Source organism: Streptomonospora wellingtoniae (assembly GCF_031845375.1).
Classification (GTDB): Bacteria; Actinomycetota; Actinomycetes; order Streptosporangiales; family Streptosporangiaceae; genus Streptomonospora; species Streptomonospora wellingtoniae.
The window spans coordinates 129,397-152,597 of sequence record NZ_JAVREK010000008.1; the positions used below are offsets into that span (position 1 = coordinate 129,397).

The window sequence follows — 23,201 nt, forward strand, 5'->3', positions numbered from 1 at the left end:
TCGGGCGGCCGCTGAGGGTACCCCGCACCGGGACCGGGCTCAGAGGCCGTATCGAGCCGGTCCCCGGTGCGGGGCGTGCCTGGCGGGGTTGACCCTCCCCGGTTCCTCCCGCCAGGCACGGTGCGGCTCCGGGAGCCGCGTTCCCCCACGAGCCGGCCGTCCTCCGGCCCCTGGGAGCCGAGACGCCCCCCAGCAGTCCCGGCCCGCATCGGCGGCGTGTACCCGGCAGCGGGGAAGTACCAGCCGGGACCGCCTGGTATCCCACCTTGGCGCCAGCGGCTTACAGTGCGCTGGCGATTCGCTTTCACCTCATTGCCGCGTGCCTTCAGCCGGCGCCCGAGCCGCCCGAAGCGGCGGATCCCCGCCGCGGCGCCGGCCGCGTTCGGATCCGCACGCCGCGCCGAGCGGACCGCCGTCTGAAGCGGGCCCGCGCGGAATAGGCTCGTCGGCATGGCGCAGCACGTCGTGGTCGGACTGGACGCAGGCGGCACCTCCACCCGGTGCGCGGCGGTCTCTCCCGAGGGCGGACTCCTGGGCTACGGGCGGGCGCCGGGCGCCAACGCCTTCTCCAGCGGCGGCTCCGTTGCGGCCCTCACCCAGGCGCTGCGCGGCGCCTTGTCCGGGATCCGGGGCGCCGAGGTCTCCCACGCCGTCTTCGGCCTGGCGGGCGCGGCCACGGCCGGGCGCGACCGGTCGGCCGCGGTCGCGCAGGAGGCCTGGGACGACCTCGGCCTGCCGGGGGCGCCGCGTGTCATCGACGACATCGCCGTTGCCTTCGCCGCCGGCAGCGCGGCCGAGGCCGGCGCCGTGCTCATCGCGGGAACCGGGGCGGTCGCGGCGCGTGTGCGCTGCGGTGCCGTGGTGCGCCGCAGCGACGGCAACGGCTGGCTGCTGGGCGACGAGGGCTCGTCGGTGTGGCTGGCCCTCGCGGGACTGCGGGCGGCCCTGGCGGCCCTCGACGGACGCGGCGGCCCCACCTCGCTGAGCGAGCGGCTGGCTGCCCGGCTGAAGGTGCCAGCCCACGACCCGGCGGCGCTGGTGCGCGCCGCGCACGCCCGCGCCCCGGCCGAACTGGGCGGACTCGCCCCGGAGGTCGGCGCAGCGGCGGCCGAGGGCGACCCTGCCGCGGAGCGGATCGTCGCCGATGCGGGCCGACGCCTGCTGGCCTCCCTCGCCGCGGTCGACCCCGACTCCGGCGGCGAACCGGTGGTGCTGGCCGGCGGTGTCCTGGAGGAAGGGCCGGTCGCCGACGCCGTCCGCGGGGGACTGCGCGAGGGCGGCCGCGCCGAGCCGCTGCAGGCGGTGGACGGCGCGCTGGGCGCAGCGGGGCTGGCCCTGCGGGACCGCGGGTCGCCGCCGCAGGTGCACGCGGCGCTGCTGCGGCACGACTCCCGGTGACCGGGCTCGCCCGCCGGCCGCACGACCTCGGACGTGCGGGCGGGGTCCGGCGTGCCGGCGCCTCCCCGCTGTGCGGCGGCGGACCGGCCGGTCGGCCCGATCCGGGGCGCGGGCGGCATCCGCCGGACCCGGGCGGCGGCCGGTCACCCGGTGTGAAACCCGATCCGCCCAGAATGGGAAATATCGTCCGCAGGGGGCGTCATCGGGGTCCGCGAGTCGCTATCGTCGTCAGCATGTCTGACAAGAACGAGAAAGAGCAGGGCGACCCCGCCGGCTCGACCATGATGTTCCGCCGCTTCGTGGCGGACAACAACGAGCCCGAAGCGGCTCCGAAGCGCCCGATCACCCCGTACGTCCTCGCGGGCGTGGGCGCGGTCCTCGCCATCGGCATCATCGTGGCCGTGGTCGTCACGTGGTCTTGAGCGGGGCGGCCGCGGAGAGCGGATCCGCGGCCCTCACCCACCGGGCGCGGCGGAGTGGGGGCCGCGCGACCGTGCGCGGCGAATTCGGTTCGCGAGCGATCCCGGAGGCTGCTATCGTTTAACCCGTCGCGAGCCCGGACCGGCGCAGCAGCGCCTCGCGGGCCTTCCGGCAAGCGCCATTAGCTCAAGTGGCAGAGCAACTGACTCTTAATCAGTGGGTTCAAGGTTCGAGTCCTTGATGGCGCACCCTATTCACCCCCTGTAACAGCCGATCGCCCTACGGCGGCACCCAGCGGTGCTCTCGCCGAGTAGCGGTCGGCCTTGTCGTGCGCGCGGTGCCGGTTCGCCGTGTCCTGACCGCTGGGCACCGCGCCGGCCTCCGCATCGTCGCTCGCTGCGGCGCTCTCGAAGCGCACCCCGCGGCCGGAACCGCCGTACGGCGTGCGGTCGGCGCGCCCGGGAGGGCGTATCCGATCTGCGCCGCTTCTGCACCCGATGCCCGACGGGCGACCGCGGTCCGGCTCACGGAACGCGGATCCCTTGTGATCACGGATTGTATTCCGATAGTTTCGGAATTCTTCCGTTGGTCGGACGTGTGGCGTCGTTCCGCCGTCCGTGGCGGCTTCGGTGAGTAGTGGACGATTCGGCGAGCTCACGCTCACGTGCGGGTCGCGGAGTGAGGCAGGTCTCACCGGGGTATTGACCAAGTCATACCCCGTGCGTAGATTCGAGCGCCAGAGATTGCGAGATTCTAACCGATAGTTTCGATCGACATCTCGCGCGGACGCATTCGAGTACCCCCTGCCCAGAGCCCCCATGAGCCGCCGACCCCGGTCGCCCGCCGACCGAGGTGACCCGCAGCGGCGGACCGTTCCCCCTCGGTCCCCACCCTGGAGGAGAGCCATGCACGAACCCGACCAGACGGCCCCCGATGCACCCGGCCGCCTGCGCGTGGCCGTCGTCGGTACGGGCAACATCGCCCGGTTCCACGTCGAGGCGCTGCAGTCGATGCCGGAGTCCGCATCGCTCGTGGCGGCCGTCGACGTCGATCCGGACAACCTCGCGTTGTTCACCGACCGCTACGGCGTCCCGCAGCGCTACAGCGACCTGGACCGGATGCTGTGCGAGGTTCGGCCCGACCTGGTCCACCTCTGCACGCCCCCCGGCATGCACCACGGCCAGGTCCTTTCCTGCCTCCGCAACGGTGCGAGCGCGGTGGTCGAGAAGCCGCCGGCGCTCAGCCTCGCCGAGATGGAGGAGATGGCCGCCGCCGAAGGGCCGGCCGGGCAGGGCCCCTGGGTCGCGACGGTGTTCCAGCACCGGTTCGGCTCGGGCGCGCGGCGCGTGCGCGCGCTGGCCGAGTCCGGCGAGTTGGGGCGGCCGCTGGTCGCCGTCTGCCACACCCACTGGTTCCGCGACCAGGCCTACTTCGACGTGCCCTGGCGCGGCCGCTGGGATACCGAGGGGGGCGGTCCGACCATGGGCCACGGCATCCACCAGATGGACCTTCTGCTTGCGCTGCTGGGCGACTGGACCGAGGTCTCGGCCACCGCCCGGCGCCAGGCCCGGGTGATGGAGACCGAGGACGTCTCCATCGGCCACGTCTGCTTCGCCAACGGCGCGGTGGCGGCCGTGGTCAACAGTGTGCTGTCGCCGCGCGAGGAGAGCTACATCCGCATCGACTTCGAGCGGGCCACCGTCGAGCTGCGCCACCTGTACGGCTACGGCGACGACGACTGGACGATCACCCCCGCCCCGGGGTTCGAGGACCGGGTGAAGGAGGCCTGGGAGGCCGGCGAGTCCGGGGTGAACAGCGGCCACTCGGCCCAGCTCGCCCACGTGCTCTCGGCGCTGCGGGCCAAGGAGGCTCCGCCGGTCTCGGCCGCCGACGCGCTGCGCACCATGCGGCTGGTCGCCGGAATCTACGCCTCGGCGGCCCAGCACCGGACGGTGGCCGTCGGAGAGCTGCGCCAGGGGACCCGGTACTACGAACGCATGCACGGCGGCGGCTCGCTATGGTAAGCGCTATCCATGCTGGTCGGCGGTTCCCTAGGGCTGCAGTGCCCTGGCCGTGGGCGCAGGCGGCCGAATGCTTCGGCGGGTTTCCGCTCGAACGAGCGGTAAGCGCTCTCCAAGTGTGCCGACCGCCCGCGGCCCGCGGCGGCGCCGCCCCCCGCGGCAGGAAGGAGGCGGCATGCGCGCACTCGTGATCCGCCGGCTCCTCTACATGGTGCCGACCCTCTTCGCCATCTCCCTGGTGGCGTTCCTGATCATCCAGTTGCCCCCCGGAAACTTCCTCACCACCTACATCGCCGACCTGGCGGCCCGCGGCCAGTCGGTGGACCAGAGCCAGATCCGGGCGCTGGAGGAGCGCTACGGACTCAACGACCCCCTCGCCGTGCAGTACTTCCGCTGGATCGGCGGGATCCTGCTGAACGGGGACTTCGGCCAGTCGTTCCTCTACCAGCGCGACGTCTCCTCGCTCATCTGGGACCGCATCGGCATCAGCGTCGCACTGGCCGTCGCCACCATCCTGCTGAGCTGGCTGCTGGCCTTCCCGATCGGCGTCTACTCCGCCGTGCGCCAGCACTCCCCGGGCGACTACGCCTTCACCTTCATCGGGTTCGTCGGCCTGGCCACCCCCAACTTCATGCTGGCCCTGCTGTGCGTGTGGATCGCCTTCGCCTACTTCGGCGAAAGCATGGGGGGGATCATCTCGCCCGAGTACGCCGACTCCGCGTGGAACCTCGGCAAGGTCCTCGATGTCGTCTCCAACCTCTGGGTCCCGGTGCTGATCATCGGTACCGCGGGAACGGCGGCGCTGATCCGCGTGCTGCGCGCCAACCTGCTCGACGAGCTGCGCAAGCCCTATGTCACCACTGCCCGGGCCAAGGGGCTGCCCGAGTGGCGGGTCCTGCTCAAGTACCCGGTGCGCATGTCGCTGAGCCCGTTCATCAGCACCGTGGGCTGGGTGCTGCCCACGATCGTCGGCGGCGAGGTGATGGTCTCCATCGTGCTGAGCCTGGACACGACCGGCCCGCTGCTGATGCAGGCGCTGCAGAACCAGGACATGTATCTGGCCGGCGCGTTCATCCTCGTACTCGGCGCGCTGACGCTCGTCGGAACACTGCTGTCGGACCTGCTCCTGGCCTGGTGGGATCCGCGCATCCGCCACGCCCAGGCCGAGGAGGCCTGACCCATGGGACTCAACCTTCCCCAGCGGCGGCGCCCCGCCGCGACCGGCGAGCCCGGCGCCGTGCCCGCGAACGCGGACCGGGGCGCGGAGTCGCAGTGGCGGCTGATCGGGCGGCGCTTCCGCCGGCACCGGCTGGCCGTGTGCAGCCTCGTCATCGTGTGCCTCATGGCCCTCGTGGGCGTCTTCGCCGAGTTCGTGGCGCCCACCTCCACAGGCGAGTACAGCGCCGAGCACACTCACGCGCCGCCGCAGCGGCTGCACTTCATCGACACCTCCGGCGACGGCGTCGACCCGGGGTTCTACGTCCACGGCTACGACTCCACGCGCAACCAGGAGACCCTGGCCCGCGAGTACACCGTCGACGAGTCCGAGAAGATCGAGCTCGGGTTCTTCGTCGAGGGCACGCCCTACCGGATGTGGGGCGTGATCCCGGCCGGCACCCACCTGTTCGGGACCACCGATCCCGACGAGCGGGTCTACCTGCTGGGCGCCGACCGCAACGGCCGCGACATGCTCTCGCGCATCGTCTACGGCACACGGGTGTCGCTGTCGATCGGCTTGGTCGGCGTGGCCCTGTCGTTCGTGCTGGGCGTCGTACTCGGCGGCGTCTCCGGCTACTTCGGCGGCCGGCTCGACACCGGCATCCAGCGCGTCATCGAGTTCACCATGTCGATCCCGACCATCCCGCTGTGGATGGGCCTGTCCGCCGCGGTGCCGCGCGAATGGGGGCCGCTGACCACCTACTTCGCGATCACGCTGATCCTCTCCCTGATCGGCTGGACCGACCTGGCAAGGGTGGTGCGCGGCCGCTTCCTGTCACTGCGCGAGGAGGACTTCGTGACGGCCGCCCGGCTGGACGGCTGCAGCCGCTCGCGCATCATCCGCCGGCACATGCTGCCCTCCTTCACCAGCCACATCGTCGCTTCACTCACGCTGGCCGTCCCGATGATGATCCTCGCCGAGAGTGCGCTGTCCTTCCTCGGTCTGGGCCTGCAGCCGCCGGTCGTCAGCTGGGGCGTGCTGATGCAGGAGGCCCAGAACATCCACTCGATCGCCGGCGCCCCCTGGACGCTGCTGCCCGGTGTCGCCGTGACGGTGGCCGTGCTGGTGCTGAACTTCGTCGGCGACGGTATCCGCGACTCAGCCGATCCCTACCAGTAAGCAGGTGCGACAGATGGCGACCGGTACCGACCCGGACGTGGTCCTAAAGGTGCGAGGGCTGCACACGCGGTTCCGCACCGACGGGGGCGAGATCCCCGCCGTCGACGGGGTGGACCTGACCATCCGCAGCGGACGCACGCTGTGCGTGGTCGGCGAGAGCGGCTGCGGCAAGAGCGTCACGGCGCGCTCGATCCTGCAGCTCGTCGAACCCCCCGGGCGCGTCACCGGCGGACAGGTGCTCCTGCACCCCGGAGCCTCCTCCGGGACCGACCCGGCCGGAGGACGCGGCGCAGCCGCGGCGCCACCGCCGACCGAGCCGCTGGACCTGGCCGCGCTCGACCCCAAGGGCAGGGACATCCGGCGGGTGCGCGGCCGGGACGTCTCGATGATCTTCCAGGAGCCGATGGCGTCCCTCTCCCTGGTGCACCGCGTCGGCAACCAGATCGGCGAGGCGATCCGCGTACACAACCCCGTCGGCAAGAAGGAGGCCCGGCGGATCGCCGTCCGGCTGCTCGGCCGGGTCGGCATCCCCAACCCCGACCGGCTCGTCGACGCCTACCCCTTCCAGCTTTCCGGTGGCATGCGCCAGCGCGTCATGATCGCCATGGCGCTCTCCTGCGAGCCCCGCCTGCTCATCGCCGACGAGCCCACCACCGCGCTGGACGTCACCACGCAGGCCCAGATCCTCGACCTGCTCGCCGGTCTGCAGCGCGACCGCGGCATGGCGATCATGTTCATCACCCACGACATGGGCGTGGTCGCCGAGATCGCCGACGACGTCGCGGTGATGTACCTGGGCAAGGTCGTCGAGCGCGGCGGCGTCGACGAGGTCTTCCACGCGCCGAAGCACCCCTACACCCGCGCACTGCTGGAGTCGGTCCCGCGCATGGGCGGCACGCGCCGCGAGCGGCTGCCCGCCATCCGCGGGTCGGTCCCCGATCCCGGCGACCGCCCTGGCGGGTGCGTCTTCGGCGACCGCTGCGACTCGTTCATGCCGGGCCTGTGCGACACGGTCGAGCCCCCGATCGTCGAGGCCGGGGGCAGCCGGGTGCGGTGCCTGCTTTACGGCGGCGCGCAGAAGGACCCGGCCGCTCCGCGGGTCGGCGCCGCCGGCCGCGCCGATCCCGATACCCGCCCCCGAAAGGAGGCCGCCGATGTCGACGCCGACTGACGCCGACCCGGCCGCCGGCGCCGCGACCGCGCCGCTGCTGGAGACCCGCGACCTGAAGGTGCACTTCCCGCTGCACCGCACCAAGGGACTCCGCCGCTCCACGACCCGGGTGAAGGCCGTGGACGGCGTGAGCCTCGCCGTCGGCGCCGGCGAGACCTTGGGCATCGTGGGGGAGTCGGGGTGCGGCAAGTCCACGCTGGGCTCGGCGGTACTGGGGCTGCGTCCTGAAGCGCGGGGCGAGGTCCGCTACCGCCTCGCCGAAGGTCGGGTGATCGACGCCGCGCGCCTGGCGGGCGACGATGTCAAGGCTTACCGCCGCGAGGTGCGCATGGTCTTCCAGGACCCCTTCGCCTCGCTCAATCCCCGCCTGACCCTGATGGAGATCGTCGGCGAGCCGCTGCGGGTGCTCCACGGCACAACCGGTTCCGAGCTGGAGGACCGCGTCACCGACCTCCTGCAACGGGTGGGGCTGCGGCGCGAGCACCTCAACCGCTACCCCCATGCCTTCTCCGGCGGCCAGCGCCAGCGCGTGAGCATCGCCCGCGCCCTGGCTCCGGAACCGCGGGCGGTGGTCGCCGACGAGGCCGTGAGCGCCCTGGACGTTTCGGTGCGCTCGCAGATCCTCAACCTGATGCAGGACCTGCAGGACGAGATGGGCCTGACCTACCTGTTCGTCTCCCACGACCTGTCCGTGGTCGAGCACGTGTGCGACCGGGTCGCGGTGATGTACCTCGGCCGGGTCGTCGAGCTCGGTCCCACCGCCGAGCTCTACGCCCGCCCGCGCCACCCCTATACCGAGGCGCTGATCTCCGCGGTGCCGGTCCCCGACCCGCGTTTGCGCGGCGCCCGAGAGCGCATCCGGCTGCGCGGCGAGCTGCCCGACCCGGCGGACGCTCCCGGCGGGTGCCCCTTCCACACCCGCTGCGCCTACGCCACCGACCGGTGCGCGAGCGAGGTCCCCCAGCTGCGCGAGGTCGCCCCCGGCCGTACGGCGGCCTGCCACTACGCCGAGGAGCTGGCGCTTGAGGGCGCCGGCTGACCGCCCTTCGCCTCCCGGTCACCCCCCGCACAGAAACGGAGAACCCCCTATGAACGCACGAGACCACCGGCGACTACCGCGGCGGCGCGCACTGGCGGTGCCGAGCGCTGCCACAGCTCTCGCGCTCGCCCTCACCGGATGCGGCTTCTTCAGCCTCGACCCCGACGAAGGAGGCGGGAGCCAGGCCAAGGCCGACGGCCAGGCACCCGCGCTCGCCGAGCAGGTGGAGGCCGACGACCTGCCGGCATTGGAGGAGCGCCTGCCCGCAGAACCCCTGGTCGTCGAGCCCCACAAGGAGATCGGCAGCTACGGCGGCACCTGGAACAGCGCCACTCTGGGGATCGGCGACTGGCCGTGGCTGGGCCGGACCGTGGGCTATGAGAACCTCATGCGCTGGAACACGGAGTGGACCGAGGCGATCCCCAACCTCGCCGAAAGCGTCGAGTACGACGACGACGCCACCGAGATCACCTACACACTGCGCAAGGGCCTGAAGTGGTCCGACGGAGACGACTTCACCTCCGAGGACATCGAGTTCGCGCTGAACGACGTCTTCAACAACGAGGACCTCACCTCGGTCGCCGCGACCGACCCCGGTCGGGTCGAGGTGATCAGCGACACCGAGTTCACGATCACGCTCGGCGACCCCAACGCGCTGTGGGCCGCCCACGATCTGCTGCAATACCAGATCGTCAACAAGCCCAAGCACTACCTGAAGAAGTTCCACATCAAGTACAACGACGACGCGGACAAGCTCGCCGAGGAGCAGGGGTACTCCGGCTGGACCGAGCTGTTCGAGGTCAAGGCCGGTGTCAACGACTCGGCCTTGACCTGGCAGAACCCCGACCTTCCGACCATGTACGCCTGGAAGGTCGACGAGCCGCTGGCGGACTCGGGCCGGATCGTGCTCAAGCGCAACCCCTACTACTGGAAGGTGGACACCGAGGGCAACCAGCTGCCCTACATCGACCGCGTCGTCTTCGACATCGTCAAAGACGAGGAGGTCATGCTCACCCGTGCTCTCAACGGCGAGTTCGACTTCCACTCCCGCCACTTCAACACGCCCGAGAACCGGCCGGTGCTGGCCGAGAACCGGGAGGCGAACGACTACCACTTCATGAAGATGCCTCCCTCGGAGATGAACACCAACATGATCTCCTTCAACCTCACGCACAAGAACGAGGACATCAGGGAGATCTTCCGGGACAAGGACTTTCGGATCGCGATGTCGCACGGCATCAACCGCAAGGACATCATCGACGTCGTCTACCAGGGCCAGGGTGAGCCGTGGCAGGGCGCGCCCCGCAGGAAGTCGCCGTTCTTCAACGAGGAGCTCGCCAAGCAGTACACCGGGTTCGACGTGGACAAGGCAAACCGGATCCTCGACGAGGCGGGCTACGACGAGCGCAACGGGGACGGCGTCCGGGTCGGTCCCGGCGGCACGCCCCTGAGCTTCACGCTCTCCGCGCCCGGGGACTTCCGGCCCGACATCATCGACTCCATGGAGATCGTCGTCGACATGTGGAAGGAGCTCGACGTCGACGTCGAGCTCCAGGTCGAGGAGCGCACGCGCTGGCAGGACCGCCGGGAGAACAACGAGCACCAGATCAACGTGTGGGCGGGCGACTCCGGCCTGCTCGACGCCATGTACGACCCGCGCTGGTACGGGCCGCTGCACAGCGGCGAGTCCAACTTCGCCATCCCGTGGGCCCAGTGGTACGCCTCCGACGGCACCGACCCGCGCTCGCAGGAGCCGCCCGAGGACGTCAAGAAGCACATCGACATGTACCGCGACGTCATCGCCGAGCCCGACAGCGAGAAGCGCACCGAGCTGATGAAGGACTTCCTGGACGAGACCCAGGACCAGTTCTACGCGATCGGGATCAGCACGCCGCAGCCCGGCTACGGCATCGTCGCGAACGACTTCCGCAACGTTCCCGACTCCCTGCCGTACTCCTCCGTGTACAACACGCCCGCACCGGCCAACCCCGAGCAGTTCTTCATCGAGAAGTAGTCCCACCCCTCCGCGCGCACGGGCGGGCCCTCCAGGCCCGGCCCGTGCGCGCCGCGGCGCGCACGGCCGCCCACCGGGGCGGGCCCGCCAGCACCCCACGAGTTCCGGACAGCCCCAGGAGGCGCGATGACCACCGAGCAGCCCGACGACACCCAGACCCCGGCGCAGCAGGCGTCCGCGGGCGGGGCCGAGCCCCCCGCACACGGCCTGGGCCTGGTGCACGAGCACGACCGCTCCCTGCGCGTGACCTACGGCCCGACCGAACTTGTGCGCTACGTCTACAAGCCCTGGGACGAGCAGTTCGAGTCGCCGCGCCCCTACTTCCACCCCATCCGCACCCTCGGGGGCGACGCCGTCAGCCTGTACCGGCCCCACGACCACGTCTGGCACAAGGGCATGGCCTGGTCGCTGCCCAACGTCGGACCCGCCAACTTCTGGGGCGGCCCCACCTACGTGCGCGACCGCGGCTACCAGCAGCTGCCCAACGACGGCTCGATGCGCCACGCCGGGTTCGACCTGGTCAGCACCGACGACGGGGAGATCGCCGTGGGGGAGCGGCTGGAGTGGGTCACCGAGCAGGGCGCGACCTGGTTCTGGGAGCGGCGCGGCTTCCGCGTCTGCGCCGACCCGGCGCGAGCCAGCTGGAGCCTCGTGTTCGAGACGGAGTTCACCAACCTCACCGGCGAGCCGGTGCTGATCGGCAGCCCCACCACGGAAGGCCGCGAGAACGCCGGTTACGGCGGGCTGTTCTGGCGCGGCCCGCGATCCTTCAGCGGCGGGCGCGTCTACACGCCCGAGCAGGAGGGCGGCGACGAGCTGATGGGCGTGCGCGCGCCGTGGATGGGCTTCGCCGGACGCCACGACGGACACGACGGCGCCTCCACGCTCGTTTTCGTGGACGCGCCCGACAACCCCGGCCACCCGGTGAAGTGGTTCGTGCGCTCCGGGATCTTCGCCACCGTGTGCCCTGCGCCCTTCTTCGACGAGGAGGTCGAGGCCGTGCCCGGTGTTCCGCTGTCCTACCGCTACGCCGTGGTGATCGCCGACGGCGACCGCGAGCGCGGCGGCAGCGCGGAGCTGGCGGAGCAGGGGCTGGCCGAGCTCGGACGGCCCGGGCCGAACGCCCGCGAAGAAGCGGGCGGCTCCGCCGCCCAATCGGCCGCCGGTGCCGCCGGCGCGGGCGGGACGGGCGCGCGATGACGGCACCGGAAGCGGCCGCCGCGGGGCACGCCGGAGCGATTCCCGGGTTCCCCGGCGGCACGGCGGTCTCGCACCTGCACGTCTACGACTGGCCCGCTCCCGACGGCCTGTCCGGGGGCTCCCCGCACCTGCACACGGCGTCCACCGAGGGCTACGTCGTGGTGCGCGGCGAGGGGGTGCTGGAAACCCTCAGCGGCGCAGGATACGACCGCACCCCGCTGGCGCCGGGCACGTTGCTGTGGTTCACACCGGGCACCGTGCACCGGCTGGTCAACGCCGACGGAGAGCTGGAGCTGCTCGTCGTCATGCAGAACGCCGGGCTGCCCGAAGCCGGCGACGCGGTGCTGACCTACCCGCCCGACGTCCTCGCCGACCCCGACGCCTATGCGCGAGCCACGGCCATTCCCGCCTGGACCGGCTTCGCCGATGCGGCGTCGGCCCACGCCGCCATGGCGGCGGCCGCCCGGCAGCGTCGGGACCTGGCCATCGAGGGGTACCTGCGGCTGCGCGAACAGGTGCGCGAGCAGGGCCCCGGCGCGCTGGACGAGCTGTACCGGGCCGCGGTGGGCCTCGTCCGCGACAAGGCCGCCGGGTGGCACCACCACTGGGAGCGCGGCCCCCGCCTCCAGGCTGAGGCCACCCGACGCCACATCGGGGGCCTCGCCGAAGGCGACGGCGCGCACCTTCGCGACTCCGCCGTCTATACCGCCGACTCCCCGCCGGGACCGCGCCGCACCGGCATGTGCGGGATGCTCAAGGTATGGGACCTCGACGGAGCACACCCGGTGAGCTGACCGGCCCGCCGAACCTCGTCGATCTTGTAGCCATCGTGAAGGAAAGCGATTTCCGTTTGCGATGGCTACAAGATCAACGGGAATGTACTGGGCCATCCGCACGGCTCTGCACGGTGACCGAGGCGCTAGTGTTGCCACCGACCGAGGAACCTCGCGCGAAGCGGTGCGGGAACACGCTCGGCGGCCGCGCCGCCTCCGCAGCGCGGGCCCGCCCAACGCGGACCGCGGCAGCCGCCATGCCTTCGGAGCCGAGGAGGCAGCCGATGTGAACGCTTGTTGCGCATCGCCGAATCGCCCGGCGATTCCCGCGTATGTGCCGCCTGCCGCCGGGCTCCCGTCGCCGCCCGGCGCCCCCGACGAGCCGGGCGGCGACCGCGGCAGATCGCGGCGGGCCGACCTCCGAATCCGGGAGCGGGCCGCCTCATGATCAGTTCACGCCCCGGTGACCATGAGACGGCCGCCCGTCCCGACACCTGTGCCCTCCCGGCCGGACTTCCGCCCGGCCGCCGTCCTCGGAGGGCTCGGCGGCTTCCCTCCCGAGAAGACAGCCGAACGGTGCCCAGCCTGCGCCTTGCGCTCCCCGGCCGTGAGGCCGGAGCAGCCGCGCGAAGAACGCCCGACTCCGCGCCGACCGCCACCAGCCTGGCGGTCGGCGGCTGCGAAACGGTTGGAACGCGGTTGAGCCGCCGGTCGGCGCTTGCCAGGTTGCAGAACGCGGTGCTCGGACCCCGAACGGACCGACTGACTGCCGCGCAGGGGCGTGCGACCACCCGACCCGGGCGGGCCGGGCCGCGCGCAGCGGCCGCACCGCCTCCGAGGAGTTGACATGGACTTCGAGGTCCTCGGCCCGCTGCAGATCAGGGCGGACGGCGGATACGTGCGCCTGCCGCCCAAGCCCGCCGCCCTGCTCGCCGCGCTGCTGAGCAGGCCCGGCCTGGTGGTCGCCGACGCACGGCTGATCGACGCCCTGTGGCCCGACAGCCCTCCGCGCTCGGCCGCGAAGAGCCTTCAGATCTACATCCACCATCTGCGCCAAGAGCTCGGGGACGACGCCGTGATCGAACGCGCGGGAGCGGGCTACCGGCTCGCCGTGGACCGGGTGCGCGTCGACGCCCTGCGCTTCGTGGACCTGGCCGAGCAGGCCGAGCGCGAATTGGAGAGCGGGCGTGCGCGCGAGGCCGCCCGGATGTTCGCCGAAGCGATGGGGCTGTGGCGCGGCGCCGCGTTCGCCGGGCACAAGTCGCTGCCGGTGGTGCGCGAAGAGGCGGCGCGCCTCGACGAGCTGCGCCAGCGGGTCGCCGAGACGCGGTTCGACACCGAGCTTGCGCTCGGCCGCCACAGTGCGATCACCGCCGAGCTCAGCGCGCTCGTGGCCGAGCACCCCTTCCGCGAGCGGCTGCGTGCCCAGCTCATGCTGGCCTACCACCGCACAGGCCGCGCGAGCGAAGCACTGGAGGCCTTCCGCGAGGGGCGCGAGCTTCTCGTCGAGGAGTTGGGCATCGAGCCGGGGCGGGAACTGGCCGCGCTGGAGCAGGCCATCCTCCGCAACGATCCAGGGCTGGACGAGTCCCCGGGCGCGCGGCGCCCGGGCACACGCTGGGTGCCCTACGCCGCCGACTCCGACGGAGATCCGGCCGGCCGCGGTCCGGACGCGTCGGGCGCCCGGCGGCAGGAGGGGGAGGCCGGTCCGGACGGGCCCGCGACGCGGCCGGGCGCGGCACCCGCCGCGCCCGCCCCGCGGCCGGTACCGGCGCAGCTCCCGCCCGCCGTCGCCGACTTCACCGGGCGCGAGGAGCAGGTCGCCCAGCTGTGCACCGCCATGGGTGCGCCCGCCGGGTCCGAGGGCCCGCGCCGCCCCGTCACGATCTCGGCGGTCTCCGGCATGGGCGGGATCGGCAAGACCGCGCTCGCGCTGCGCGTCGCCCACACCCGCGCGGCCGACTTTCCCGACGGGCAGCTCTACGCCGACCTGCGCGGAGCCCAGGAGTCGCCCGCCGATCCCGCTCAGGTGCTCGCCGGCTTCCTGCACGCCGTGGGAGTCGAGGGCGCGGCGCTGCCGGAGCGGCTGGAGGAGCGCTCGGCGCTGTTCCGCAGCATGCTGGCCGGGCGCCGCATGCTGCTGCTGCTGGACGACGTCAAGTGCGAACGGCAGGTCCGTCCGGTACTGCCGGGCGCGGCGGGCTGCGCGGTGCTGGTCACCAGCCGCGCCCGGCTGACCGGACTGGAGGGGGCCGACCTCGTCGACCTGGACGTGTTGCAGCCGGGGCAGTCGGTCGAACTGCTCGCGCGCATCGCCGGCGAGGAGCGCGTCGCCGCCGAACCCGGGGCCGCGGCGGAGATCGCGGGCCTGTGCGGGCAGTGCCCGCTGGCGGTGCGCATCGCCGGCGCGCGGCTGAAGGGCCGTCCGCAGTGGCCGCTGGCGCGGATGGTGCGGCTGCTGGGCGACGAGCGGCGCAGACTCGACGAGCTCGCTGTCGGCGACCTCGGCGTGCGGGCGAGCTTCGCGCTCAGCTACGCGGGGCTGGAAGAACGCACACGCCGCATGTTCCGGATGCTGGGCGCGCTGGAAGCCGAGGACACGGCCGCATGGACGGCCGCCGCAGCGGCCGGCGGGGACCTGGCGGAGGGAGAGGCCGCCGTCGAGGACCTGGTCGACGCCCAGTTGCTGTCGGTGGTCGGCACCGACGGCACCGGGCAGCCGCGCTACCGCATGCACGACCTGGTGCGCCTGTTCGCCCGCGAGCGCGGCGAGGAGGAGGACGCCGCCGACGAGCGTGAGGCTGCGGTGCAACGGGCGCTGGGGGCGTGGCTGTGGCTGGCGGAGCAGGCCACCGAGTACATCCCCGGTGTCTGCTACGCGACGATGCACGGCCCGGCGCCGCGCTGGCCGCTACCCGCGTCCGAGGCGACAGTGCTGCTCAGCGAGCCTATGGCCTGGTTCGACGCGGAGTCGGCGGCGATGGTGACGGCGGTGGAGCAGGCCTGCAGCCTGGGCTGGCACGAGATCGCCTGGGACCTCGCCGGATGCCTGGAGAAGTACTTCGACGTGCGCGGCCGCTTCGACGACTGGCGTCGCACGCACGAGCCGGCCATAGCGGTCTGCCGGGCCGCGGGCGACGTGCGCGGCGAGGCCGTGCTCCGCCGGGGCCTCGCCGATCTGGTCACATGGCAGAGCGGAGAGGCGGGAGCCGACGGCGAGGGCGGCGCCATGGGCACGCTGCTAGGGCTGGCACAGCAGGTGTGGGACCTCTTCCAGCAGTTGGGGGACCGCCGCGGGATGTCCGACGCGCTGGTCATGCGCACCTGGGCGGAGGTCTCGCGGGGCACCCCCGAGCAGGCGCTGCGTACCGCCGAGGCGGCGCTGGAACTGGCGGAGGGAGAGGCCTACACCGGCGGCCGCGCTCGCTCGTACCAGGTGATGGCCGTGGCCGCGCACGGCATGGGGCGCCCCTCTCTGGCCGTCGAGTACCTTCAGCGGGCGCTGGAACTGGCGCGGCTACTGGGCAACTCGCGGTTCGAGGCCACCGCGTTGCAATTCCTCGGCGCCGCGCAGTGTGAGGCGGGCGACCTGGAGCAGGGCAGGGCCAACCTGGAAGCGTCCCTCGCCATCACACGCGCGCTCAGCGACCGCTACGCGGAGGCGTTCTCGCTGCTCTACCTGACGCGGCTGCACCTGGCCACCGGCGACCCGCGGGCCCTGGACACGGCCGCCGAGGCCGCGGACCTGAGCCGCCGCTACGGGATCAACCACCACCTGGCCGACGCCCTGGGGCTGCGTGGCCGCGCGCTGCTGGAGGCGGGGCGCGCGGACGAGGCGGTGGAGGTCCTGGAGGACTCCGTGGCCCTATGGCGCACCCGCGGCTGGCTCGCGTTCCTCGCCGAGAGCCTGCGCAGCCTCGCCCACGCCTACGAAGCCACCGGAGACCGCGACGCGGCCGCCCGGGCCGCGCGGGAGGCCGGCGAGATCTCGACCGGTTCGGCGGGCGCGGCGCGGTCCGAGTAGGCGGGGGCGTGCAGGAGCGTTCGTGGCGCGAGCGCGCTCGCGGTCTTCGCCAGGCAGCATCGCCGGCGGCCGAATCCCGTCGATCTTGTAGCTATCGTGAAGGAGAACGATTTTCGGTGACGATGGCTACAAGATCGACGCTGCTCTGCGGGAACGGCCAGAAGGAGCTCACCGGTGCTGCCCGGCCAGGATGCGGTCGACGAGGTCGTCGGTGAGGGCGCCGAACCCGGTCGCCGCCCACACACTCTGCTGTGCGGGCACCTCGTAGTAGGGCACCGTGCGGCCGTCGTACTCGACGGGAAGCACGGTCGGCCGCACCCGCTTCTTCACCGCGCCGGCGCATTCGGCGCAGAGCGGGACCTCGATGGTGCGGTTGCCGCCGAACTCGCGCCAGTGGGCCCGGCGGGTCCGGTTGCCGTGCAGCGGGTTGGCGTAGCACGGCCGACGCGGACTGCCGCGCCCCGCCAGCGCATCCTCGGCCAGGTCCAGCAGGACTAGTACACCGGCCGCCTCGGGCAGCGCGGGCCCCTCGTCCTTCATCCGGTCGTGGACCCGCGCAGCGGCGTCGCGCGCGTCCAGCGCGCGCGCCAAGTCGCGTTGGGGCACCCCGGTGGCCGCGCTGAGCCGCTCACCGAGCTCGATGAGGTCGCGTTCGCCGCGCTCCACGAGGGAGCGCAGTTGTGCCCGATCGGCGTTGTCGAAGGCGGCGTGCTGGGGAACCGCCGGGGAGGCGTCGCGGCGGCGCCGCAGCAGCAGGAGTCCGCCCCCGGCCGGCAACAAGACCAGGGCGGCGATCCCTGCCCACAGCGCCCACGGCGGCAGGCCCGCGAATCCGGTCGCGGTCGCCGGCTCGTAGGCGGCCTCCGCCTCCTCGTAGGCACCTGCGGGGTCCTCAGAGGCGGCGGCGTCCACGGCCGACTCCACCCGGTCGGCGATCGAGGCGCCCTCGTCCTGCCGATGGAGGGCGTTGGAGGTCAGGGCGCCGTAGAAGGCCGCGTCAGTGGACTCGGGGCCGAAGTCCGTTCCGGTCAGAGTGCCGTCGACGGACTGATCGTAGGCCAGCATGTGCCGCGCTTCCGGACCCATGCGGTCGTTCACAGCGGTCAGCAGCGCTTCGGGTTCGCCGTCCCAGGCATCGCCCGAGGCCAATGGGATCACGATGACGTACAGGTTGAGCTGCCCCTGCTCGATCCGCCGGGCGATGCGCTTGCGCTCGGCCTCGGGAAAGGCGGTCTCATAGGCCGGATCCACGTGGACCGGCGAATCGGCCAGGGACTCGGCGATCTCTTCTGCCGGGGTGGGGGCCGAACCGCCGGTGCCGGACTCCTCCGGTGCCGCGGCGGCAGCCGTGAACGGGGTGAACAGCACCGTCAGCGAGGCCAGCATCGCGACGGCTCGAACTCTAGCTGACATGGTGCTCCTTCAACAGCGCCTGCACCATCGCCGCGGGGGCGTCGGCCCCGAAGCGGTGGCGGATCCACGGGTCGTTCGGCTTGCCGTCATAGGCGTGCGCGGTCCCGTCGGCCCGCAGCCGCAGCACGCGTGCGGCACGTGACTTGGGGGGCAAGGCGGCGCAGTGCGCGCACACCTTGTCTTTGCCGGTGCGGCTCCTCGGGTTCCGGTCGCGTTCGACGGCCCACGCGTGGAGCGGGTTCGTCGCGCACGGCTCCCGCGGGGCGGCGCCGGGATCCTCGGCCTCGGCCGCGACCCGCCGAGCCAGCACCACCACTCCCAGCAGGTCCAGGGGCCGCGGGCGGGCCTCCATGGTCAACAGCGCGGCGTCGGCCTGGGGGAGCAGCTCCTCGGGCAGGTCGCCTGAACGGTCGGCGAGCAGCGCACGAAGCCGCGTGGTCTCGCGCCGGGCGAGTCGGCGCAGGGCGCTCTCGCCGACGACTCTCCCGCCGCCGCGCCAGGCCCGCAGCGCGTAGAGCGCCAGCCAGCCCAGGGCGATGGCCGCGGGCGTTACGAGCAGGCCGTACGTCGACAACCCGAGCAGTACACCGTCCACCCAGTAGCGCTCCATGCGCGGAGCCGGAGTACTCGGCTCCTGATCGGCGAACTGCGGCACGTGCGAACCGCCCGGGGTGAGCTCGACCTCGTCGAGCGCGGCGACGGCCTTGCGCAGGGCGCCGGCCGGGGTGTCCGCTTCGATCCCCCGCATCGCGTAACCGAAGGAGTAGTCGGTGCCGAAGCCGTGGACCGCGGCCCCGACGTTCGTGGTGTCGCCGATGCCCCGCCCGGCGACGAGGTAGACCCCCTCGCGTTGGGCCAGCGCGGCGATCGCGGCGGCGAGCACCTCGTGGTCGCCCCCGGCTTCGTCGTCGGTGTCCAGCGGGACCACGGCCGCATAGACCGGGACCGGCGCATCGCCGATCCCGCCCGCGGCGCTGTCGAGGCCGTCGCGCGGCAGCCGCACCAGCGGGTCGACGTAGAGCGGATCTGCCTCCAGGGCCCGGGCGATGCGCGCCGCGCGCTCGGTGGAGACGACGTAGGGCTCCTCCATTCGGGCCAGCTCTTCGGCGTCGAGTCGCTCGTACCCGCCGACGGGAGCTGCGGCCACCCACACCGTCGGCGCGGTGACCGCGCCGACGGCGACGACCGCGGTCCCGACCCCGATCGCCGCGGCCGGAAGGAGGCGTCCGCGGCGCGCCGGCCGCCAGAGCCACCACACGCCGAAGGCGACCGCCGCCCCTCCGACCGCCCCGGACAGGAACCCGATGGACTCCGGGCCATCGGGACGGCTCGGGTTCAGGCCCTCGAAGGTGTCCGCGCGGAACGGCCACGGCCATTGGCGCTGCGCCCGCGCCTCCTCGGCGGCGTCCGGGTCCTTAAGCGCTGCGACGAGCACCTCGGCCACGTCGGGCGCGGGGTCGTCGTAGCGGAGGTCGGGGTCGGTGATCGCCAGGTGAAGCGCGGTTTCCGTGTCGGCCTCGACCCCGTAGGCCTCGACCTCCAGCGCGCTTCCGCGCGGTTCGAGCACCGCGTACACCCCGTCGGAGCCGAGCCGGTCGTGCAGGGCGGACGCGATCGTCGCGGTCCCCGCCTCCGACCCCGGCCCGAGGAAGGGGGTCACCACGACGTAGTAGGGCAGGCCCAGTTCGCCGAACACGGAGTGCAGGTCGCCGGTCATCTCCTCGGGCGTCAGCGTTCCGCCGACGGCGCCGTCGACCACGACCGCGGCACCCTCGGGTTCCTCGGAGAGGAGTTCGGCGTAGTGCTCGGCCGCGGTCACGGGTGGCTCGATATCGGCCCGGGCCTCACCCGGAGGCAGAACGAGGAGAACGAGGAAGGCGAGTGCCACCACAGCGGGGATGACGCTGAGCCGCTGGAGGGGAGAGGGAGCGTCGTTCACCGGGACATCGTAGCTGCGCCTCGTTTCCGAGCCCCTGGCCGGGGAAGCCCGCTGCGGGTGCCGCGATCGCAGTGGGGGCGTGGGGCGTGCGCGGTCGACCGGGTGCCACCGAGGCCGGAGTTCAGCGGCCGGGGTCGCGATCGACCCGAAACCGCCCGGGACCGCACCGCGTCTGGACGCGCACCCCTCCGCGCCGGGTTCGTGCACCGGTCCGGCGCGTGATGCTCGTTGCATCCCCGCGGGCCGGGGCATCGGGGGCATCCGGTAAACTCGGGTCCGCAGGGGGAGGACCAATCCCTTGCCATGGCGGACTTTCGTCGGCCTTCAGCGCCATTAGCTCAAGTGGCAGAGCAACTGACTCTTAATCAGTGGGTTCAAGGTTCGAGTCCTTGATGGCGCACCCTCTTTTCGCAGGTCATCGGCCCTTTTGGGGTTATGAGGCGCCGGATGTCGCGGGCGCGGTTGCTCCGCGGGTGCTCTTATGTCGCCGCTGTGTCGATTTCGCAGGTCAGCGTCCGTGTTGGCGCCTGCCCACAACTCGTGAACCCGCGGCGCAGCCGAGCTCGCTGGAGCGACGCGGGTCCCGCGGGATTCTGCGGCAGAGCCGTTCTCCCGGCACACACGCTCGAACATGACCCCTGCCGGAGCGGGTTTGGAGTAGCGGCCGGTGAACTGCTTCCCGTTGTCGATCAGCACCTCTGAGGGCACGCCGAAGCGGCGCATCGCCTCGATGCGCATTCGACGCGAAACCGGCGATCCGATCGGCGAGGCCACCACTCTGAACGGACTCGGCCCCGCCCATCTCCGCAGTCGGCGGCTCGACAAGGCACGCATGCACTTCGAGCAAAGCCTGGCCATCGCCCGCCGATTCGGCGAACGCCGCTGGGAAGGCATCGCCTGGGGCAATCTCGCCGATACCCTGGTCGATCTGGGCGACCGCGATCACTGGCATCTGGCGGTCTCCCTCGAGCACCTCGCCGCGGCCCTCGAAGCCGCGGGCGACGAGGCGCAGCAGCGCTGGGATGAAGCGCTCGGTCGCTGACCTGCGCAAAAAAATCCGCAGAATGCTCTATCCCTCCGCCGGAGCGTGAGCGGTTCGTGCCGACCGCGGGGTGGGGCGGGTCAGGTTCCCGGGATTCCGGTGGCGCGTCCCGTCGTGCGCGCCACGTGGTCGAGGTGGGCCTGACGCGCTTCGATGACTCCGTCGTACTGGCCGAAGAGTTCGAATCCGACGGTGCCGAACAGGGCTGTCCAGGCGTCGATGACGGCCAGCGCGGTCTCCGGCGGCAGGGCGGTGACCATTTCGGCACGCTCGGGATCCATGCCGGCGGCGATCGCGGTGAGGCGCGCCTCGATGTCAGCGCGCAGGTCCGCGGGGGCGGATGGAGGGCCGTCGGGCGTCAGGCCCGGTCCGCGCAAGGCGTCGGCGGCGATGCGGACGAGCAGTAGGACGACGCGGGTGGCGGGTTCGGTGGTGTCCTGCGGGGCGGAGTAGCCGGGGACCGGTGAGCCGTAGATGAGGGCGTACTCGTGCGGGTGCTCCAGCGCCCAGGCGCGCACCGCCCGGAAGACGGCCGCCCAGCGGCCGGCGTGGTCGTCGCGGTCGAGTGCCGACTCCGCCTCCCGGGCCGCGGTCCCCACCCCTTCGTAGGCGGCGACGATGAGCGCCGTCAGCAGGGCGTCCCTGTTCGGGAAGTACCGGTAGACCGCGGAAGCGGCCATGCCGAGGTCGCGCGTCACAGCGCGTACGGAGAGCCCGGCCGCTCCGTGCTCGCCCAGATGGCGGCGGGCGACCTCGGTGATCTCGGCGACGAACTCGGCGCGGACGCGGTCGCGGATGCCTGTCATGCAGCGAGTGTGCCACGGACAGGACAGTGATGTTAAGTGCGAACAGTGCTCTTGACTTTCACGCGTCGCGGAACAATGATCTGTATTGAGATCAACGTTCTCGCGAAAGGTTCTGCCATGTCTCTCCACGTCATCGTCGGCGCCGGTCCGCTCGGCACCGCGCTCGCCCGCCACCTGGCCGACTCGGGAGAGGAAGTCCGGGTCGTCACCCGCTCCGGGGGCGGCCCCGACCACCCGCGGGTCGAGCGCGTGCGCGCCGATGCGACCGACGCCGCCGAGCTCTCTCGGCTCGCCCGCGGCGCGGCCGCGCTTTACAACTGCGCCAACCCGCCTTCGTATGACACCTGGGAGCAGCACTGGCCCCCGCTGGCCGCGTCCCTGATGGAAGCCGCCGAGCTGACCGGGGCGGTGCTGGCCATCGGCGGGTGCCTCTACGGGTACGGCCCGGTGGAGGGGCCGATGCACCGCGACCTGCCCTTGGCGGCCACCGACCGCAAAGGCCGGATACGCGCACGGATCTGGCAGGACGCCTTGGCCCGCCACGAGCAGGGTGCTCTGCGCGTGACCGAGGTGCGCGCCTCCGACTACATCGGCACGCTCAACCCCACGGCCAGCTACCCCGAGTTGTACGCCGAGCAGGTGCGCACGAAGCGCCGGGTGTTCACTTTCGGCGATCCCGACCAGGTGCACTCGGTCACCTACATCCCCGACATGGCCCGTACCCTGGCTGCCGCAGCCGTCGACGAGCGGGCCTGGGGCCACCCCTGGCACGTGCCCTCGCCTCCGGCAGGCACAGTGCGGGACCTGGCGGCCGACATGGCGGGGGAGTTCGGGGTGGCCGTCCCCGGCGTCGTCAAGATCCCGCGACCGCTGCTGAGGACCGCGTTCCCGTTCTCGCCGTTCCTGCGGGAGATGGGTGAGCTGCTCTACCAGTGGGACTTCCCCTACGTGATCGACGCCGCCGCGACCACTGAGGCCTTCGGAGTCGAGGCGACCCCGTGGCAGGAGATCGTGCGCTCCACGGCCGAAGGGCTGAGCGCCCGCGCCGCAGCGGTGTCGGCCGGCTCTTGAGATGCCGCCGGTTCCACCGCCGAAGCGCGGGGCCGTCCCTCCGGTCACAGTGCGCATGACGCGGGTGCCGCGCCAGGCCATCGGGGTACGCCGGCCGCAGCACCCACACCCGTGAACGACAGGGCCGCCCCGCCCACGAGCCGTCCTTAAGACTTGGGGGGGATCTCCGCGTTCATGCCTCGGCGACCTCGGACCGGGGTCGGGTGCGCACGGCGGCCGAGATTCGGGACCCGGATCGCCGGACTCGGGCAACCGGTTGGACCTGGACCTCACCCTCGACGGCCCCGGCCAGCGGAACGGGATTCCCACAACCAAGGAGATCCAGGAGGAACTCGGCGACTGAGCCTTTGCCGTGGGCGCCTATGGCGAGCCCCATCGTGACCCCCGCGGCCGTATCGTTACCGTCGCCTACCTCGCACTCGGCCCGGAAATGCCTGAGCCGGTCGCCGGGACTGACGCCCGCAGGGGCCGGAGAACCTCGTGGCGCATGGTGTGGAGTGCGACCTCGCCGACGGTGAAGCCGGCGGTGCGG

General features: G+C 72.4%; 16 protein-coding genes, 2 tRNA genes and 1 pseudogene. 16 read left to right on the plus strand and 3 right to left on the minus strand.

Annotated features, from left to right (window positions below):
* Positions 1–450: 450 nt before the first annotated feature.
* From RM446_RS10005 to RM446_RS10060, 12 genes are all read left to right on the plus strand, one after another.
* Positions 451–1,398 carry an N-acetylglucosamine kinase gene (locus RM446_RS10005; RefSeq protein WP_311544925.1) on the plus strand — a complete coding sequence of 316 codons (948 nt, stop codon included), beginning with the start codon at positions 451–453 and terminating at the stop codon, positions 1,396–1,398.
* Positions 1,399–1,631: 233 nt separating this feature from the next.
* The gene (locus tag RM446_RS10010) at positions 1,632–1,820 is read left to right on the plus strand and encodes a hypothetical protein (RefSeq protein WP_311544926.1); all 189 of its coding nucleotides are present in this window, start codon (positions 1,632–1,634) and stop codon (positions 1,818–1,820) included.
* A 173-nt stretch (positions 1,821–1,993) separates the two neighbouring features.
* Positions 1,994–2,066 (plus strand) — tRNA-Lys (locus tag RM446_RS10015).
* A 657-nt stretch (positions 2,067–2,723) separates the two neighbouring features.
* On the plus strand, positions 2,724–3,842 hold the full coding sequence (locus tag RM446_RS10020) for a Gfo/Idh/MocA family protein (protein ID WP_311544927.1): 1,119 nt from the start codon (positions 2,724–2,726) through the stop codon (positions 3,840–3,842).
* Positions 3,843–4,014: 172 nt separating this feature from the next.
* The gene (locus RM446_RS10025) at positions 4,015–5,016 is read left to right on the plus strand and encodes an ABC transporter permease (RefSeq protein ID WP_311544928.1); all 1,002 of its coding nucleotides are present in this window, start codon (positions 4,015–4,017) and stop codon (positions 5,014–5,016) included.
* A 3-nt stretch (positions 5,017–5,019) separates the two neighbouring features.
* Positions 5,020–6,177 carry an ABC transporter permease gene (locus tag RM446_RS10030; RefSeq protein WP_311544929.1) on the plus strand — a complete coding sequence of 386 codons (1,158 nt, stop codon included), beginning with the start codon at positions 5,020–5,022 and terminating at the stop codon, positions 6,175–6,177.
* 13 nt (positions 6,178–6,190) lie between these two features.
* Entirely contained in the window at positions 6,191–7,348 is a 1,158-nt protein-coding gene (locus RM446_RS10035) for an ABC transporter ATP-binding protein (protein WP_311544930.1), read from the plus strand.
* Positions 7,332–8,387 (plus strand): ABC transporter ATP-binding protein, encoded by a 1,056-nt coding sequence (locus tag RM446_RS10040; RefSeq protein ID WP_311544931.1) that lies wholly within the window; start codon positions 7,332–7,334, stop codon positions 8,385–8,387. The genes RM446_RS10035 and RM446_RS10040 overlap by 17 nt, the downstream gene beginning before the upstream one ends.
* Before the next feature lie 49 nt (positions 8,388–8,436).
* The gene (locus RM446_RS10045; protein WP_311544932.1) at positions 8,437–10,401 is read left to right on the plus strand and encodes an ABC transporter substrate-binding protein; all 1,965 of its coding nucleotides are present in this window, start codon (positions 8,437–8,439) and stop codon (positions 10,399–10,401) included.
* 126 nt (positions 10,402–10,527) lie between these two features.
* The gene (locus RM446_RS10050; protein ID WP_311544933.1) at positions 10,528–11,601 is read left to right on the plus strand and encodes a DUF6807 domain-containing protein; all 1,074 of its coding nucleotides are present in this window, start codon (positions 10,528–10,530) and stop codon (positions 11,599–11,601) included.
* A complete protein-coding gene (locus RM446_RS10055; protein WP_311544934.1) occupies positions 11,598–12,395 on the plus strand; it encodes a cupin domain-containing protein in 798 nt (265 codons plus the stop codon). Before RM446_RS10050 ends, RM446_RS10055 begins: the two co-directional genes overlap by 4 nt.
* A gap of 826 nt (positions 12,396–13,221) precedes the next feature.
* Positions 13,222–16,398, plus strand: a complete 3,177-nt coding sequence (locus tag RM446_RS10060) for an AfsR/SARP family transcriptional regulator (RefSeq protein WP_311544935.1) — start codon at positions 13,222–13,224, stop codon at positions 16,396–16,398.
* 168 nt (positions 16,399–16,566) lie between these two features.
* Here the strand turns inward: RM446_RS10060 and RM446_RS10065 are convergent, their stop codons facing one another.
* Together RM446_RS10065 and RM446_RS10070 are read right to left on the minus strand one after the other, a co-directional pair.
* Positions 16,567–17,811, minus strand: coding sequence for a hypothetical protein (locus RM446_RS10065; protein WP_311544936.1), 1,245 nt, complete (start codon positions 17,809–17,811; stop codon positions 16,567–16,569).
* Entirely contained in the window at positions 17,801–19,750 is a 1,950-nt protein-coding gene (locus RM446_RS10070; protein WP_311544937.1) for a hypothetical protein, read from the minus strand. Before RM446_RS10070 ends, RM446_RS10065 begins: the two co-directional genes overlap by 11 nt.
* Positions 19,751–20,077: 327 nt before the next feature.
* Between RM446_RS10070 and RM446_RS10075 the strand changes: the two genes are divergently transcribed.
* Positions 20,078–20,150: transfer RNA gene (locus RM446_RS10075), tRNA-Lys, on the plus strand.
* Between the two features lie 267 nt (positions 20,151–20,417).
* Complete coding sequence (locus RM446_RS10080; protein WP_311544938.1) at positions 20,418–20,792, plus strand: tetratricopeptide repeat protein; 375 nt, start codon at positions 20,418–20,420, stop codon at positions 20,790–20,792.
* A gap of 80 nt (positions 20,793–20,872) precedes the next feature.
* Here RM446_RS10080 and RM446_RS10085 read toward each other — a convergent pair whose 3' ends face one another.
* The gene (locus tag RM446_RS10085; protein ID WP_311544939.1) at positions 20,873–21,598 is read right to left on the minus strand and encodes a TetR/AcrR family transcriptional regulator; all 726 of its coding nucleotides are present in this window, start codon (positions 21,596–21,598) and stop codon (positions 20,873–20,875) included.
* 117 nt (positions 21,599–21,715) lie between these two features.
* On the opposite strand from RM446_RS10085, the gene RM446_RS10090 reads away from it, so the two are divergent.
* Entirely contained in the window at positions 21,716–22,669 is a 954-nt protein-coding gene (locus RM446_RS10090; protein WP_311544940.1) for an NAD-dependent epimerase/dehydratase family protein, read from the plus strand.
* 352 nt (positions 22,670–23,021) lie between these two features.
* Positions 23,022–23,129: pseudogene (locus RM446_RS10095) on the plus strand (NUDIX hydrolase); the annotation flags it as partial.
* Positions 23,130–23,201 lie beyond the last annotated feature (72 nt).

Coding starts and splice junctions, on each gene's coding strand:
- RM446_RS10030 (WP_311544929.1), top strand. CDS start 5,020: ATGGGACTCAACCTTCCCCAGCGGCGGCGCCCCGCCGCGACCGGCGAG.
- RM446_RS10055 (WP_311544934.1), top strand. CDS start 11,598: ATGACGGCACCGGAAGCGGCCGCCGCGGGGCACGCCGGAGCGATTCCC.
- RM446_RS10025 (WP_311544928.1), top strand. CDS start 4,015: ATGCGCGCACTCGTGATCCGCCGGCTCCTCTACATGGTGCCGACCCTC.
- RM446_RS10050 (WP_311544933.1), top strand. CDS start 10,528: ATGACCACCGAGCAGCCCGACGACACCCAGACCCCGGCGCAGCAGGCG.
- RM446_RS10035 (WP_311544930.1), top strand. CDS start 6,191: ATGGCGACCGGTACCGACCCGGACGTGGTCCTAAAGGTGCGAGGGCTG.
- RM446_RS10085 (WP_311544939.1), bottom strand. CDS start 21,598: ATGACAGGCATCCGCGACCGCGTCCGCGCCGAGTTCGTCGCCGAGATC.
- RM446_RS10020 (WP_311544927.1), top strand. CDS start 2,724: ATGCACGAACCCGACCAGACGGCCCCCGATGCACCCGGCCGCCTGCGC.
- RM446_RS10065 (WP_311544936.1), bottom strand. CDS start 17,811: ATGTCAGCTAGAGTTCGAGCCGTCGCGATGCTGGCCTCGCTGACGGTG.
- RM446_RS10040 (WP_311544931.1), top strand. CDS start 7,332: ATGTCGACGCCGACTGACGCCGACCCGGCCGCCGGCGCCGCGACCGCG.
- RM446_RS10005 (WP_311544925.1), top strand. CDS start 451: ATGGCGCAGCACGTCGTGGTCGGACTGGACGCAGGCGGCACCTCCACC.
- RM446_RS10010 (WP_311544926.1), top strand. CDS start 1,632: ATGTCTGACAAGAACGAGAAAGAGCAGGGCGACCCCGCCGGCTCGACC.
- RM446_RS10060 (WP_311544935.1), top strand. CDS start 13,222: ATGGACTTCGAGGTCCTCGGCCCGCTGCAGATCAGGGCGGACGGCGGA.
- RM446_RS10090 (WP_311544940.1), top strand. CDS start 21,716: ATGTCTCTCCACGTCATCGTCGGCGCCGGTCCGCTCGGCACCGCGCTC.
- RM446_RS10045 (WP_311544932.1), top strand. CDS start 8,437: ATGAACGCACGAGACCACCGGCGACTACCGCGGCGGCGCGCACTGGCG.